The sequence below is a fragment of the Enterococcus sp. AZ101 genome (assembly GCF_050499005.1).
Lineage (GTDB): Bacteria > Bacillota > Bacilli > Lactobacillales > Enterococcaceae > Enterococcus_L > Enterococcus_L ureilyticus.
The window spans coordinates 1,638,660-1,654,725 of sequence record NZ_JBMHEZ010000001.1 but is presented as its reverse complement, the minus strand read 5'-3'; the positions used below and the strand labels follow the sequence as shown (position 1 = coordinate 1,654,725).

The following is a 16,066-nucleotide window of genomic DNA, read 5'->3' as shown; positions in this document are numbered from 1 at the left end:
TGCAATTAAATGAAGAAAATGCTCCAATGGATCAAAGATCATTTTAGCTATTTTAAAACAATTTTTATTTTTTCAGTCATAATCATCGTTTTTCGTGAATTATTATCAATTAGTAAAACAATTTCATTCCAGCAACTTTCGGATATTTTTCAAGATCTTGCGCTCTGGAAAATCGGCTTAATGTTTTTGATTGGGCTAATTGCTGTTGTTCCAATGATTGGTTACGATGTGATTCTTAATAAGATCTTAAAACAACAACTAGATAAGACTTTTCTTATTGAAAGTAGTTGGGTAATCAATACGATTAACAATGTTGCCGGATTTGGTGGTTTAGTCAGTATCGGATTGCGCTCTGAGTTTTATGGAAAAGAGAAAGATGGCAAAGCCGTCGTTCGTGCATTATCTAAAATTTTGATTTTTTTGATGTCCGGACTTTCTATTTATAGCCTTATGGCCTTCTTTCTTGTCATGTTTGTTCACACAAATCAATATTTACAGCAATATTGGATTTGGCTGATTGGCGGCGGTTTGTATTTCCCTGTTGTTTTGATTGTAAGTTTATTTAGAAAAGATGAATATATTGGGGATATTGATCGCCAAACACGCTTTGGGCTTATTCTAACTTCATTTTTAGAGTGGACAGGCGTTATAGGAAGTTTTTTACTGATTGGAATGTTGATGGGCGTTACAATGCATCCATTGCAAGTTGTGCCTCTTTTTATTGCAGCTTCCGTCATTGGAATCGTCTCGATGATTCCAGGTGAGCTGGGTAGTTTTGATATTATGATGATCATTGGTCTCTCAGCTTTAGGGATCAATCGAGAAGTCGTTGTTGCTTGGATATTACTCTATCGTCTTTTTTATTACATTGTTCCTTTTATTATCGGCGTTATATTTTTTATAAAGAATCTAAGTTATCGTCTAAATACACGTTATTCAGGAATCCCACGAGAACTGTCTACAGAAATAGCGCATAAGTTTGTTGTTTTCTTAATGTATTTTTCTGGAATCATGATCGTATTATCTGCTACTATTCCAGAAGCTTTTAGTCAGTTCAACTGGTTAAAGCAGCTAAATCCGCTTTCCTTTCATATTATTACGCAATTTCCGGCTATTTTATTAGGGTTTCTCTTACTCATTACAGGTCGAGGTATTGCCGCAAGGGTCAAGCGTGCTTACTTGCCCACAATTGGGTTGATTCTGGTAACTTTCCTTTATACATTTTTGAAAGATTTCAGCTGGGGTGTCCTTATTTTTCTTAGTTTATTACTTATTATTATTATTTTCTCCAAAAGAGAATTATTTAGAGAACAGTTAGTTTATTCTTGGGAAATGATCACAATTGATGGCATTATTTTCCTGACATTGACCATTTTATATCTTGTGATCGGCGTGTATAATTTACCTACCTTCCCTCATCATAATCGTCATTTTATTTCATTCTTTTTCTTTCCATCAGAAAAAATTTGGTTTTCCGGTTTTATCGGTATTTTATTAGTAACGTTGTTTAGTTATCTGTTTATCCGTTATCTTGAAGGGAAACGATACCAATTGGGCACTCCACTAGATGAAAAACGAGCCTTTACCCTTTTAACAACGTATGGTGGAAATACAGATAGTCAACTTATTTTTCTAAAAGATAAAGAGATGTATATCTATACCAATTCGGAAAACCAAGAGACTGTTTTGTTACAATTTAAGACATTCAATAATAAGTGTATTGTCATGGGTGATCCTTCTGGAAAGAAAGAAGATTTCCCAGAAGCAATTGAACAGTTTATTACCGAAGCAGATCGTTGGGGCTATCTTCCTGTTTTTTACGAGTCATCCGAAGAAGTTGTGATGTATTTACACGAATTTGGCTACGACTTTATCAAAATGGGGGAAGAAGCACATGTTGATTTAGCTAACTTCACTCTCTCTGGAAAGAAAATGAAAAGTGAACGGGCAGTCATGAACCGTTTTAAAAAAGAAAATTATCAATTTGAAGTCCTACAACCTCCATTTTCGAATGAATTAATGTCTGAGCTAAAACAGGTTTCTGATGAATGGCTAGGAAGTCGCAAGGAAAAAGGGTTCTCATTAGGCTTCTTTTCTGAAACTTATCTACAGCGTGGACAAATAGCTGTCGCTAAAAATCAAGAGGGGCGAATCGTTGCCTTTGCAAACATTATACCAACTTATACTACAGAAGAAGGAACGATCGACTTGATGCGTTATAGTAAAGAAGCACCTTCTGGCGTGATGGATTATCTATTCATTTCTTTATTCAACTATATGAACGAGGAAGGTTTTACGTATTTCAATTTAGGAATGGCTCCTTTATCTAATGTTGGTACTTCAAAAAAAAGCTTTATTCAAGAACGAATTGCTTATTTAGTATATGAATTCGGTTCACGTTTTTATTCGTTTCGAGGGTTACGTGATTATAAAGAAAAATATGCGGCGGAGTGGGTTTCACGATATACGTTATACTCTCGGGATAGTTTTATCGCCTACGTTATGATCGCCTTATTGATCATTGACAATGCACCGATTGAAAAACAGAAAAAGATACACGGTGTTCGTCGTATTCTTAGAAACAGATATCAACGTTAAACAAAAAAAGAGCTGAAGTCATTCAGTTCTTTTTTGTTTTATCATCACTTCAAATGAGTGATTCAGACAAGCCGTACCAGAGATACTGATTTCGTGGTCACCATTATTAGCCTTTACAATATGAACCAAAACTTTTCCTTCTCTTTGTACATGTTGTCCTTGGTTAACCTGGATCATTTTGCTATGATCATTTTCATAAACGTGGTTCAGCAAATAAGCTCCCATGACACCTGAAGCTGTTCCTGTCACTGAGTCTTCCGTTGTCCCAGAAAAGGGCGAAGAAAAGTGTCTAGCCGTATAAACCGCTTCATCTTTTGAAACAACAGCAAAAGGATGGATTGAAGATTTAGGGATTTCCTTTAAAATATCTGGAAATACTGTAGGGTTAGGAATCATTTTATCTAAAACTTCTGGCGCAATAACAGGTACTAGTAAAGTCCATGATCCAGTATTGCCATACTGAATCGGCCAATCAGCATGAAGATCTTCTAAGTTAATACCAAGACTTTGGCATAAGGCGGAGCGATCCCCTTTAAAATCGATAAATTGCGGTTGCGCTTGTTTCATTGTGATTCTCTGCGTTTCTTCCTCATAGATGATCGGCAAAATACCTGCACCGGTTTCGATTTCTAATTGACAGCTGCCTTTTTTGTTAAATAAAGCAAAGATGGCCCCGATTGTCGCATGTCCGCAAAGTGGCGTCTCATGACCAGGAGTAAAATACCTTAATTTGATGGCTGCACGATCACTTGAGCATACAAAAACAGTTTCATTAAAACCAACTTCTCTTGCAATTTCCTGCATTTGCTCTACACTATATGAATCACCGTTCAGTACCACACCTGCTGGATTGCCTTTTCCTTGAGTATTTGTAAACGCATCTACTCTTAAAACCGTACTTTTCATTCTCCTTAACTCCCTTTTCTTTTTAACAGATAGTATATCACAAATACTAAAAGTGTACTTTCCGTTGTTAACAAAAAAAGAATCTCTGATATGTTTATCAAAGATTCTCTTTTTGCTATTTTTCAATTTCAGTTACAATACCAGACCCAACAGTACGACCACCTTCACGAATGGAGAATGTTGTTCCTTGTTCTACCGCTATCGGATGTATTAATTCAACATCGATCGTAACGTTATCTCCAGGCATGACCATTTCAACACCATCTGGCAATTCTACTACACCAGTAACATCTGTTGTACGGAAATAGAATTGCGGACGGTAATTTGTAAAGAATGGTGTATGGCGTCCCCCTTCTTCTTTCGTCAAAACATATACTTCTGCAATAAATTTTGTGTGCGGTGTAATAGACTCTGGTTTTGCGATCACTTGGCCACGTTCGATTTCATCCCGAGTGATTCCTCTTAAAAGAACGCCGACGTTGTCACCTGCTTCACCATAATCTAAGGTTTTACGGAACATTTCAATTCCTGTCACTACAGCTTTTTGCGTATCAGGTTTGATTCCGACAATTTCGATTTCATCTCCAACACTTACTTTCCCACGATCAATACGTCCAGAAGCAACAGTTCCGCGACCTGTAATAGAAAAGACATCTTCCACAGGTAATAATAGTGGTTTGTCCGTATCTCTTTCTGGTGTTGGAATATACTCGTCCACAGTATCCATTAATTGCATAATTGCATCTTCAGCCGTAGGATCTCCTTGTAAAGCTTTCAAAGCAGAGCCTTTGATGATTGGTGTATCGTCTCCAGGAAAATTATATTCATTCAGTAACTCACGCACTTCCATTTCAACTAAATCGATCAGTTCTTCATCATCAACTAAATCGATTTTGTTAAGGAAAACGATTAAATATTTTACACCTACTTGACGAGATAACAAAATATGCTCACGTGTTTGTGGCATCGGTCCATCTGTTGCTGATACGACTAAAATCGCACCATCCATTTGTGCTGCCCCTGTAATCATGTTTTTAACGTAATCCGCGTGTCCGGGTGCATCAATATGAGCATAGTGACGAGCTTGAGTTTCATATTCCACATGTGAGGTGTTGATTGTAATACCTCGCTCACGTTCTTCTGGTGCTGCATCAATACTAGCATAGTCTTGAGGGTTTGCTAGGCCTTTTTTTCCTAATACTGTGGTGATTGCAGCGGTCAATGTTGTTTTACCGTGATCGACATGACCAATCGTGCCGATATTTACATGTGGTTTACTTCTGTCATAATGTTGTTTTGCCATAATTTACAAACCTCCTATTTTCTTCTAAAGGTTTCTGAAGAATCAACATGAATTGACCTTCTCTGACCTTCATAGTGTTATTATATTCCTTTTTTTAAAATACACAACTTATTTGCTTACTAATTATAAGTAAATGAAAAAGAGCAGAATTTACTCTACTCTTTTTGATAAGACATTCAACCTGTTACTCTTTCTTTGTAAAACTGATCCATTTTTTCCTCAACTGCCTCACCGCAAAGATTGGCAAATTCGGCGGATAATCGTCTAAGCTTAATTGCATCGTCTAAAGATAAGTCTTCCGTTTGAAATTTTTGGATCAAGCCTAATAATTGTTCAGTCTTCTCCTTCATACCACTACCACCTTTATTCTCCATCAACCACTTGTTCATATACCTTTTTGTCATAAACAGTTAAAATAAACTGTTCTTTGTAAGTCTCTGTTATGGCTTTTATTGATTCTATCAAGTGAGACTCACAATCAATGTAAAGAATAATCGCTTCAAAACGATCTTTCATCTCACTTAAAAAATGGGTTAAATCGTCAAGTGTATTGTGTTTTGTCATTGTTTCATAAGCAGGCATTTGCTTTGCACGAATAAAATTATGCGGAATTTCTCCAGGATACCCAACGATCGCAATTTTATTTCCTGTATGTTTCTTTTTTACTAAATCCCAAATCTTATCAATTTTTCTCGGATTGTTCCCTCTAATAATAATCATGTAATTTTGCTCCTTCATCTTTATCATATTTATTCAATATGACACAAAGAAACCGTATGATCATCAACTGGCACTTCTTTGTGTCCAGCCTTATTCATGCAAGATAATCTCCTCCTAAATTATAAAGTGATAAGAACTTATTCTATATTGTCAAAAAAACAGGAAAAAATGAAGGCGACGTTTGTTGTCACAATCATTTTTTATTTTTTCAAAAGGAAGTCCTTAAAACTTTAAAACATAAAACAAGTACACATTAACCATATCATAGAAAAAAAATAAAGCAATAGTACAAAAAAACTATCTGAGAATAATCTCAGATAGCCATTAATGATTATTTTACTGTTACTTTTCCAATCAAATTATTAGCAGAAACTGTTTGATTTGTTTTTGTTAAATCGTAGTTTTCTACAACATCTTGATTAGTGAAAACAACAATCAAGTCAGTTTTTTTACCAGCATTTGCTAGTGCTGCTAAATCGATTGTCGCTATTTTATCCCCTTGTCTCAGTACTTGACCTTCCTCAACGTGTAAAGTAAATGGTGCCCCTTTTAGCTCGACGGTATCTAAGCCCATGTGTAACAAAACTTCAATGCCAGAATCTGTTTGAATTCCTAAAGCATGTTTTGTTGGGAAAATACTGGTGATCTTACCTGCAACAGGTGTTGATACTTCTCCATCAGTCGGAATAACCGCAAAGCCATCACCCATCATTTTTGCTGAAAAAACATCATCTTGAACTTCTGAAATTGGAATAAGCCTTCCGTTTGCAACAGCATATAATTCCGTTTCTTTTGCAGTTACTTTTGGCGCTTCTGTTTTCACTTCAGGCTTGCTTACAGGTTCACCTGTGACCAAAGCTGCACCATTGTGTATTTTGTTCATTTCATCTGCTACGAATTGAACTTCTGTACCAACGATTACTTGAATATTTGTGCCATCAATTACTTTCACACCTGGAACGCCAGTTGCTTTGATTTTTGCTTGATCAACTTTGCTTGTGTCATTTACAGTTAAACGTAAGCGAGTTGTACAATTATCAATGGAAGTAACATTTGCATCGGCACCTAAACCTTGATAGATTTTATTTGCTAAGACTGCAAATTTGTTATCACCAGTAGTATCTAAATCAGGTGTTTCTTCGCCTTCACCTTCTTCACGTCCTGGAGTCATTAAATTGAATTTAGTGATGGCAAAACGGAACGCAAAGTAATAAATTGCCGCTACGACAACACCTTGAACAACTAACATCAATGGATGATTGGCTACTGGATTTTTTAGACTTAAGAAGAAGTCAACAAACCCTGCACTAAATGCGAACCCTGCTGTCCAATGCATAAAAGCAGAGAATGCTAAAGATAAACCAGTAAGCACAGCATGTACCACATATAACGGCCATGCAACAAACATAAATGAAAATTCTAATGGTTCAGTTACACCTGTAAAGAATGAAGCAAAACCGGCTGCTAACATTAAAGAAGCCGTTACTTTTTTCTTTTCAGGACGAGCACATTGGTAAATTGCGAATGCCCCTGCAGGTAATCCAAACATCATTACTGGGAAAAATCCAGCTTGATACATACCTGTTTGACCAATAATCGCTTTGCCTGAATCTAACGCTTGTTGTCCTGCTAAGAAATTCCCAATGTCATTGATATTGGCAACATCAAACCAAAATACTGAGTTCAAAGCATGGTGCAAGCCTGTTGGAATCAACAAACGGTTGAAGAATCCGTATAAACCAGCTCCAACAAAACCTAAACTAGAAATAGCTTCACCAAAAGCGACTAAGCCATTATAGACAACAGGCCAGATAAACAACAATACAAATGAAATTGCCAACATTGCAATAGCTGACATAATTGGAACTAAACGTTTACCACTGAAGAACGAAAGTGCCATCGGTAATTTCACATTCGAAAAGCGATTGTACATTGCCGCAGCTGTTAAACCAGCAATGATTCCAACAAATACGTTATTGCCCATACTGTTAAATGCTGGATTTACATCCGCAATGTCACTTAATCCCATAATTGCTTGCACAGAAGCTGTTCCTAACACTGTCTTCGGAACTAAATAAGCGACTAAACCAGCAAGAGCTGCTGCTCCATCTTTATCTTTTGACATCCCCAATGCTAAACCAACAGCGAATAATAATGCCAAGTTATCAAGAATAGCTAATCCACCATTCATTAAAAATGTTGTAGCCGCACTAGGACCCACTGTCCCCACGATCCAGTTTGCGATTCCTACCAATAGAGAAGCAGCTGGTAATACTGCTACAGGAAGCATTAACGAGCGTCCCATTCTTTGCATATATGCTTTCATTTTTGTCTCTCCCCTTGACTTTTATTTGATCATCTTCAACCGTTCGATATGAATGGCAAGATAACCTAATTCTTCATTTGGTACTTGATAGTGAAAATTTCTCATTAATAAAACTTGGACTTTTTTTGATACCTCATAACTTTCTGCGTATTTCTTACGCACGACATCCAAAATTTCATCATCCAATACAGCGTACTGGCTTTGCTGAAAGCGGTGAATAAACAAACGTAAATGATTAACCAGCCGCGAATAGCTCAAACTCATCTTTTCATCATGAATATTGATTCCTAATTCTTGCTCGATTAAATGAATAATTTCAGAAACAATTGTGACTTCACGAATACTTTTACTATTATCCGTGCGCCCACTACGAGCACTGTGAATATGGATTGCAATATAACCGGCTTCGTCATAGCTAAATGGAATTCCTAATGTTTGAGTCAAGTAGTCGACTGCCCATTGGGCAATCGAAAATTCTTCACTGTAAAGAATTTCAATTTCATTCAAAAGCTTATTTCTCACAATGATCTTATTTTGAATGTTCTCTGCTGCAAATGCAATATGGTCACTTAAACCAATATTGATATGTTCATTCAGCTTTTCACCAAGAATCGTTTCAGCATGTGCTATGATTTCTTCTGTGACAAAAAAATACTTTTCATCGATTTGCGATAATAAAACTTGAAGTTTTTTTAAGCCCTCTGGTTCCATTACAAACATTCGTTCCACTTGTTGCGGGAATAACAAATCATTTTTCTTCTTGTTAAAACCCACGCCTTTTCCAACTGCCACTTTTTCCTGCCCAGCGTCTATGACGAGTACAGCGTTTTGATTAAGCACCTTTTTGATTTTCATAAACATTCCTCTTCTGCAGAAGTAGATTGTCCGTTTTCTTGCTAAAGGACAACAAAAAAGCATAGAACAATCCCGCCAAAATATGAGTATATCATATTTTAAAGAAATTCTTCCATGCCTAGTATTATCTAGTCACATGAAAACGCTATTTACTTTGTTAACAATCATAGTTTACAAAGATATAGACCATTTGTCAATGATTTTATTTTATAAAAGTTGATTGTCTAAGGCAAAAATCAGAAAATAAAAGAAAATGCTCTCAAATCGAGAACATTCCTTCTATTCAATTACTCTTCTTCAGAATATTCATCTTCATCTTCATCATCAAAGTCATCATCGACATCGTCTTCATCAATGATTGTCAAATCTTCTTCAATTCCAGGTAATTCTTCCTCTTCATCGTCTGAATCTGCTCCGATTTCTTGAAGATCAGAGTTATATGCTTTGATCTCTACATCTTCTTCATCGTCATCATCATCATAAAGAATATCGTCGTCATCGTCCGTTAATTCAGCATCTTCCGGATCATCATCATTATAGTCGATCACGTCTTCGTCATTTGCATCAATAATGAACGCATTGACTTTCTTACGCTTTCTACGACGTGGCTTATCTTCTTCATCTTCCTCTAAGCCGTGCGTTACTTCTTCATTGATAGAATCAAATGGATACCATGAGCGCAAGCCCCAACGGTTATCTCCTAGTGAGATAAAACTGCCATCAATATTTAAGTCAGTATAAAATTGTGCTAAAGAGTCACGAATTTCGCTGTCAGATTTTCCAAGATAATTTTGGATTTGGTTTACTAAATCAGAGAAGTCCATCACATCTTCACGTTGTTCTAAAATTGCGTGCGCAACTTCGATCATGGATAATTCTTCTTTGTTCAACCCGTCAAATACATTAATTTCCAAACGGTACACGTCCTTTCACAGTCTACTCCTTATCATACAAAAACATCAAGAAAAAATCAATTGATTCTTGCATAATTAGGCAGTAAATTCTAGTTCTAAATGATATTCCCCTATTTTTTCGGCTTGAGAATACAAATCATAATCGATCAAAATACTACCTGCAACTGGCTGGTCCTTTAAACTAAAACGCAGATTACGCGTAAAAGTCGTGATTTGAAACAATCCATAAGGCGTTTTATAACTTGTATCCAACCTCTCTTGGTAGGCAAATTTCAAACGCATCCTCATACCACCTGAACGAATCAACTGGATTTTACCATCAGGCTCAACCTTGATCGTAACAGGGACAGGATCTCCTTCTTCTTGTTCTTCTTTATAACGAATGTATAATGTATCACCTATTTTTACGATTTGACCTTCTAGATCAAAATAAAAATTTTTCTTCTCACCTGCTTGATCGACAACAGTTTTTAATTGAATCGATACAGGTGTTCCTTGTGACAAATCCATTTGAAGCACTCTCCTTATTTTAAAAGTGTAACGGGCTTTTTCAGCTCTGTCAGAAAAAAAGGGAAATAACAGAGCGGCACTTTTTGCCACAATCATATTTCTTTATTTTTCTGAGGAACTAGCTTGCAATGCTAGATATGATTAAACACAGAACAAACTCATTTGTATTTTAACTTCATACTAATGCATCAGTCAAGGTTAAACCAAGGCTTCGGCAATTGTCTGATCAATAACTAAAATAGTCAAGCAGTTCCCCAGCAATAACGGCTTGATACTTTCAGCTTTTTCTACCCCACAACCAATGACCATCACATCAGGTATTTCCATTAAATCTTCCACTTTGACACCCAACATTCGTTTGCTTATTTCATTGTTTACTGTTTTGCCATTTTTGTCAAATAAGGAGGCTACTGCATCACCTTTTACCCCAGTTTCTTTTATCACTTGTAGTTCTTCTGTCTCGATATAACCAAGACGCATCCACGTAGAGCTTTCAATAGGATTGCCTACGCCAATGATTGCAAAGTCAACATTCTTTGCTTGTGCCATCGCACGACCAACTAGTTGTGACTTGTTTAGAACATTTGCTAATTCAATACTTTCTGCTAGGGCCGGTGCATAAAAATACTGACAACGGCTATAGATTTTTTCAGCTAATCGGAAGACTAAATGATTGGTGTCAAAATACAGATGCTCACTTGAAATACCTCCTACAAGCGGACAAACATTCATCGTTGGAAATGAGCAATAGGGCATTTCATCGATCATATCTGCTAAGGTCGTTCCCCAAGACAAGCCTACACTCATATCAGCTGTCAAACGGTCTTTAAAATAATATGCAGCTGCCCGACTTACTTCCTTTTGAATGGTTTCAGATTTTTTTTGCTCATTAGTTGGTATCACAATAACGTCACTAAGTTGATATTTTCGCTCTAAGCGTAAAGCCAAAGCAACTGCATAAGCAGATTCATCTTTGATTGAAACTGAAACGATTCCAGATTCCCTTGCCTGGTGTAAAATTTTTGAAACAACAGGTCGAGAAATGCGCATTTCTTTTGCGATCATTGCTTGAGTCAAACCTTGTTCATAGTACATTGTAACGATTTTTAAGATTTTTCTGCGATCTTCACTGATTTTCATCGTTGAAGCCCCGCTTTACTCATACATTGATTTATTGCAGCAACTAATGTATCGACTTGGGGCGTTGCACGCATCTCTAATAATTTTTGAGCAGGCATAGGAACAAACTCACCACCTAAGCGAATAATTGGGCTTTTCAACTTCATAGCAATTTTTGATTCAGCAATTATTGCTGTGATTTCTGCACCAAAGCCACTATTTTTAACCGCTTCAGTTGCAACGATCACTCGTTTTGTTTTTTTAACAGAAGCTAAAATCGCTTCTTTATCAAGTGGAACTAAGGTTCTTGGATCGATAACTTCGATTGAGACTCCTTTTTCTTTTACAATCTCAGCAGCTTGTAACGCTTTATTGACCATTATTCCTGTAGCAACGATCGTCACATCATCCCCAAGGCATTTAACATCTGCTACACCAATCGGAATAGTATAAGGAGTCGCTGGAACACTTCCTACAGTTTGGTATAATAATTTGTGTTCATAAAACATCACAGGGTTATTATCTTTTATGGCGGCATGCAGCAATCCTTTTGCATCGTACGCATTACTTGGCTGAATTACTTTTAGCCCAGGTATATGAGCCATCCAATTTTCTAAACTCTGTGAGTGCTGAGCGGCTGCTCCTGTTCCTGAACCAGCTGCAGTTCGCATCACTAACGGAACTTTGGCTTTTCCGCCATACATATAATGGATTTTAGCCGCTTGATTAACCAGTTGATCCATCGCAATAGTAATAAAATCTGAGAATTGTAATTCTATTACAGGGCGCATTCCTGTCATCGCAGCTCCCACTGCAGCTCCCGCCAGTGCGCTTTCAGAAATTGGCGTATCGCGAACTCGCTGTTTTCCAAATTTTTTCTGAAGGCCTTTGGTAGCACCAAAGCCACCACCATAAATACCGATATCTTCTCCCAAAAGAAAAACATGTTCATCTTGGCTCAACGCTTCATCTAACGCTTCATTGATTGCTTGTAAATAAGAGATTATTCTCATAAGGTATCCTCCGCGTAGACATGCGTCCACAAGTCTTCAACTGTCGGTTCACTATCATGTTTCACAGAAGCAAGTAGGTCTGCAAATTCTTTTCGAATCACCTCTTCCATTTGCCGAATCTCGTTCGCTTCAATTTCTCCATTTTGAATCAGTTTTTTTTCTAATCGTACAATCGGATCATTGTTTTCTTGCCAGTCTCGGCATTCAGCTTCGGATCGGTAAAGTAATTTATCTGATTTAGAATGCCCTTTATGACGATACGTCAGTGCTTCAATCAAGGTTGGTCCACTACCGTTTCGCGCCTTTTCTACGGCTTGCGCAACAGTTCTGGAAACCTCGGTCAGATCATTACCATCGATCGTTATCCCTTCAATACCATAACTTTTACCACGTTGCGAAAGATGGTCAATATTGACCATTTGCTCAATTGAGCTGCTCATTCCATATTGGTTATTTTCAATGAGATAAATCACAGGCAACTTCCAAATAGAAGCTAAATTCAATGCTTCATGAAAACTGCCTTCATTCACAGCGCCATCGCCAGCGTAACAAAGGACTACTTGATCTGTATTTTGCATTTGGGCACTCAGCGCAGCACCGGCGGCAATTGGAAAACCAGCTCCGACAATCCCGTTTGAACCAAGATTTCCTATATTCAAATCAGCGATGTGCATACTACCACCCTTGCCTTCATTCGTTCCAGTTTTTTTCCCTAACATCTCAGCAAACATACTTCGTATATCAGTTCCTTTTGCAATACAATGGCCATGATTTCGATGGGTGGAAACAATCCAATCAGTCTGTTTTAAGCTACCTGCTCCGCCAACTGCCGTAGCCTCTTGTCCGATACACAGATGCATCGTGCCATATAATTCACCTGCATCAAAAAGTTCTTGGATCATTTCTTCAAAAATTCGAATTTCCCACATTCTCTTCAAAGCTTCTGTAGCAACAATCGGTCTAGTCACTGGAATCTTGTCCACTTTTCGCTTCAACTCCTCACTCCTTTTACATTTGTTCTCTCCTGAATCATATGTAAATATTCTATAGTTTTCTTAGCTGGATAGCAAGATTTTCTCTTCAATTTTTTGATTTCCTTAAAAATTGCCTATTTCCTTGTTATTTCTATTCAGATAAGCATGATTTTTCTCATAAATCGTATATAATAGAAAATGGAGGTGGAACAAATGTTATTTCACGATGAAGAAGCGATGTTATTTTGTATGCATTGCCAAAAAGAAACACTCCATGATATTCAATACATGAATGAAATCATTTCTAGCATTGAATGTATCGAGTGCCATAATCAAATGAGCATCGATATTGATGCAATGAATCAATTTTATCATTACCTCTATGAACGCTTAGTCTCAAAACCTGGTCGCCTGACAGAAGAAGCACGGGAAGATTTCAGTAAATTTTTAGCCACCATGCCAATGAGAATTATTAGTAAGCCAATGCGTTTTACAAATGAATATAATCAAATGAATAAAGAAGTGAAGGATTACGTTTCTCGCGTAAAACAGGATGAAGAATACGATGACTAATTTAACGCAATTATTTACAACCAATACAGTCTTTTTATATGATCAGAATTGCTTAACAGCAAAAGACTACTTTTTGCCTTTTGCCTTAACAGATACCTTTACCACATTTTCTGGAATCAATCAGCAACCGTTGATCCATTTTTGGCAACTTGACCAAGCAATGATCTTGGGAATGAAAGATACACGTGTGACTGATCTGAAAAAAGGACTTATTTCTTTAAAGGAAAATGGCTATAAAACTGTGATACGTAATGCAGGTGGATTAGGCGTGATTGCTGATTCTGGTATTTTAAATGTTTCACTGATTCTGCCAAATGCTGGAAGTAAAAAAATCAACATCGATGAAGCGTATCATTATATGTGGCATTGGATCAAACGAGCATTCGGTGACATAACCCACGATATTGAAGCCTTCGAAATAACTGATTCTTATTGTCCCGGGACGTTTGATTTGAGTATTAACGGTAAAAAATTTGCTGGTATCGCGCAACGCCGTGTAAAAGACGGTATTGCAATCATGATTTATTTGAGTATCAATGGTAACCAACAAAAACGCGGTGAAATCGTTCGAGATTTCTATAGAATTAGCTTACAAGATGACTTCGGGAAAAATAGGTATCCTCCTGTTGATCCAACAGTTATGGCGAATTTAGAAGAGTTGCTTAACGAAAAATTAACAATCGAAGTGGTGAAAAAGCGATTGATCAACGTATTAATAGATGACACATCGGTTGTCATAGACAGTCAAGCATTACCAAAATTGCTTAAATCTGATTGCTTTACTGCCGAAATCGACAAACAATTAGAGAAAATGAAACAGCGAAATCAATTATTAGATGAAACGATTACTAAAAAGGAGTGAAAAAATGCCAACCCTGTATAAACATCAAATTTTACCGATTGAAAAGGTTTTTAGAGATCCAGTTCACAATTATATCCACGTTCAGCATCAGGTTATTTTGGATTTAATTAATTCTGCAGAAGTACAAAGACTACGTCGGATCAAGCAATTAGGTACCTCTTCTTTTACCTTTCACGGAGCAGAACATAGCCGTTTTGCCCATTCCCTTGGCGTTTATGAAATAACGCGTCGTATTTGTGATATCTTTCAGCGGAATTATTCAGCCGAACGTTTAGGCGAAGAAGGATGGGATGATAATGAACGTCTCGTTGCTTTGTGCGCTGCCTTACTTCATGATGTTGGTCACGGGCCCTATTCGCACACATTTGAGCACATTTTCCAGACGGATCATGAAGCAATCACAGTAGAAATTATTACATCTCCTGAGACAGAAGTTTTCCAAATATTAAATCGAGTTGCAGCTGATTTTCCAGACAAAGTTGCAAGTGTTATCACAAAAAAGTATCCTAATCCGCAAGTGGTTCAAATGATTTCCAGTCAAATTGACGCCGATCGGATGGATTATTTATTACGAGATGCCTATTTTACAGGGACAGAATATGGAACGTTTGATCTAACTAGGATTTTACGCGTAATCCGACCTTATAAAGACGGATTAGCCTTTGCGATGAACGGCATGCATGCGGTAGAAGATTATATTGTCAGCCGCTACCAAATGTATGTACAGGTGTATTTCCATCCTGTTTCTCGTGGTATGGAAGTTATTTTAGATCACTTACTTCATCGAGCAAAAGAATTATATGAACAGCAGCCTGAGGATTATCAACTGCATTCTCAACTTTTAGTCCCTTTTTTTAAAGGAAACTTCTCATTACAAGAATATTTAAAGCTAGATGACGGTGTCCTGAATACTTATTTTACGCAATGGACTTCCTTGCCAGATCCAATCTTAAACGATTTGGCAAACCGGTTTTTAATACGTAAACCATTAAAATCTGCGACATTTTCTGGAAATCGTGATTCCGTGACGATCCGACATTTACAAGCATTAATCGAGAAAGTCGGTTATAATCCTAAATATTATACAGCGATCAATTCAAGTTATGATTTACCATATGATTTTTACCGTCCAGAAAAAAATAGTCATCGTACCCAGATTGAAATCATGCAAAAAGATGGCACATTGATTGAATTATCAAAAGTCAGCCACTTAGTTGCAGCTCTTGCCGGTCAAACGCAAATCGACGAACGCTTTTATTTCCCAAAAGAAATGGTCGATCCTAAAAGGCAGAATCATTATGATTTGTTTGATGATACCTACCGTGAGTTTGCGTCCTACATTCATAATGGCGCATTGGTTGAAGTTGAAGGAAAAAATAAAGAATAGGTTTAC

At 37.1% G+C, this 16,066-nt stretch carries 15 protein-coding genes; 4 read left to right on the top strand and 11 right to left on the bottom strand.

The window, feature by feature from the left end; translation table 11 throughout:
• Positions 1 to 9 precede the first annotated feature (9 nt).
• Entirely contained in the window at positions 10 to 2,598 is a 2,589-nt protein-coding gene (gene mprF, locus IGJ50_RS07840; protein WP_069640691.1) for a bifunctional lysylphosphatidylglycerol flippase/synthetase MprF, read from the top strand.
• 18 nt (positions 2,599 to 2,616) lie between these two features.
• On the opposite strand, the gene IGJ50_RS07835 is transcribed toward mprF, so the two are convergent.
• The 11 genes from IGJ50_RS07835 to IGJ50_RS07785 form a co-directional block, all read right to left on the bottom strand.
• Positions 2,617 to 3,504, bottom strand: a complete 888-nt coding sequence (locus IGJ50_RS07835; RefSeq protein ID WP_429949765.1) for a PhzF family phenazine biosynthesis isomerase — start codon at positions 3,502 to 3,504, stop codon at positions 2,617 to 2,619.
• A gap of 115 nt (positions 3,505 to 3,619) precedes the next feature.
• Positions 3,620 to 4,807, bottom strand: coding sequence for an elongation factor Tu (gene tuf / locus IGJ50_RS07830; RefSeq protein ID WP_069640693.1), 1,188 nt, complete (start codon positions 4,805 to 4,807; stop codon positions 3,620 to 3,622).
• A 176-nt stretch (positions 4,808 to 4,983) separates the two neighbouring features.
• Positions 4,984 to 5,157, bottom strand: a complete 174-nt coding sequence (locus tag IGJ50_RS07825; RefSeq protein ID WP_167351680.1) for a hypothetical protein — start codon at positions 5,155 to 5,157, stop codon at positions 4,984 to 4,986.
• 13 nt (positions 5,158 to 5,170) lie between these two features.
• Positions 5,171 to 5,527: a hypothetical protein gene (locus tag IGJ50_RS07820; protein WP_429949763.1), complete on the bottom strand. Its 357-nt coding sequence runs from the start codon at positions 5,525 to 5,527 to the stop codon at positions 5,171 to 5,173.
• A gap of 331 nt (positions 5,528 to 5,858) precedes the next feature.
• On the bottom strand, positions 5,859 to 7,853 hold the full coding sequence (gene nagE, locus IGJ50_RS07815) for an N-acetylglucosamine-specific PTS transporter subunit IIBC (protein ID WP_207120316.1): 1,995 nt from the start codon (positions 7,851 to 7,853) through the stop codon (positions 5,859 to 5,861).
• 21 nt (positions 7,854 to 7,874) lie between these two features.
• Positions 7,875 to 8,708, bottom strand: coding sequence for a PRD domain-containing protein (locus IGJ50_RS07810; RefSeq protein WP_069640696.1), 834 nt, complete (start codon positions 8,706 to 8,708; stop codon positions 7,875 to 7,877).
• 287 nt (positions 8,709 to 8,995) lie between these two features.
• Positions 8,996 to 9,622, bottom strand: coding sequence for a DNA-directed RNA polymerase subunit delta (rpoE, locus tag IGJ50_RS07805; RefSeq protein ID WP_429949762.1), 627 nt, complete (start codon positions 9,620 to 9,622; stop codon positions 8,996 to 8,998).
• Positions 9,623 to 9,697: 75 nt separating this feature from the next.
• Positions 9,698 to 10,132 carry a DUF1934 domain-containing protein gene (locus IGJ50_RS07800; RefSeq protein ID WP_429949761.1) on the bottom strand — a complete coding sequence of 145 codons (435 nt, stop codon included), beginning with the start codon at positions 10,130 to 10,132 and terminating at the stop codon, positions 9,698 to 9,700.
• A 198-nt stretch (positions 10,133 to 10,330) separates the two neighbouring features.
• Complete coding sequence (locus IGJ50_RS07795; protein WP_069640699.1) at positions 10,331 to 11,272, bottom strand: sugar-binding transcriptional regulator; 942 nt, start codon at positions 11,270 to 11,272, stop codon at positions 10,331 to 10,333.
• Positions 11,269 to 12,264, bottom strand: a complete 996-nt coding sequence (locus IGJ50_RS07790; protein ID WP_429949759.1) for an alpha-ketoacid dehydrogenase subunit beta — start codon at positions 12,262 to 12,264, stop codon at positions 11,269 to 11,271. The genes IGJ50_RS07795 and IGJ50_RS07790 overlap by 4 nt, the downstream gene beginning before the upstream one ends.
• On the bottom strand, positions 12,261 to 13,259 hold the full coding sequence (locus IGJ50_RS07785; RefSeq protein ID WP_069640701.1) for a thiamine pyrophosphate-dependent dehydrogenase E1 component subunit alpha: 999 nt from the start codon (positions 13,257 to 13,259) through the stop codon (positions 12,261 to 12,263). The genes IGJ50_RS07790 and IGJ50_RS07785 overlap by 4 nt, the downstream gene beginning before the upstream one ends.
• A gap of 192 nt (positions 13,260 to 13,451) precedes the next feature.
• Between IGJ50_RS07785 and IGJ50_RS07780 the strand changes: the two genes are divergently transcribed.
• The 3 genes from IGJ50_RS07780 to IGJ50_RS07770 are packed head-to-tail and all read left to right on the top strand — an operon-like array spanning position 13,452 to position 16,060.
• Positions 13,452 to 13,811 carry a hypothetical protein gene (locus tag IGJ50_RS07780; RefSeq protein ID WP_069640702.1) on the top strand — a complete coding sequence of 120 codons (360 nt, stop codon included), beginning with the start codon at positions 13,452 to 13,454 and terminating at the stop codon, positions 13,809 to 13,811.
• Positions 13,804 to 14,673, top strand: a complete 870-nt coding sequence (locus IGJ50_RS07775) for a lipoate--protein ligase family protein (RefSeq protein ID WP_429949757.1) — start codon at positions 13,804 to 13,806, stop codon at positions 14,671 to 14,673. The genes IGJ50_RS07780 and IGJ50_RS07775 overlap by 8 nt, the downstream gene beginning before the upstream one ends.
• Positions 14,674 to 14,677: 4 nt before the next feature.
• On the top strand, positions 14,678 to 16,060 hold the full coding sequence (locus IGJ50_RS07770) for an HD domain-containing protein (RefSeq protein ID WP_069640704.1): 1,383 nt from the start codon (positions 14,678 to 14,680) through the stop codon (positions 16,058 to 16,060).
• Positions 16,061 to 16,066: the final 6 nt, after the last annotated feature.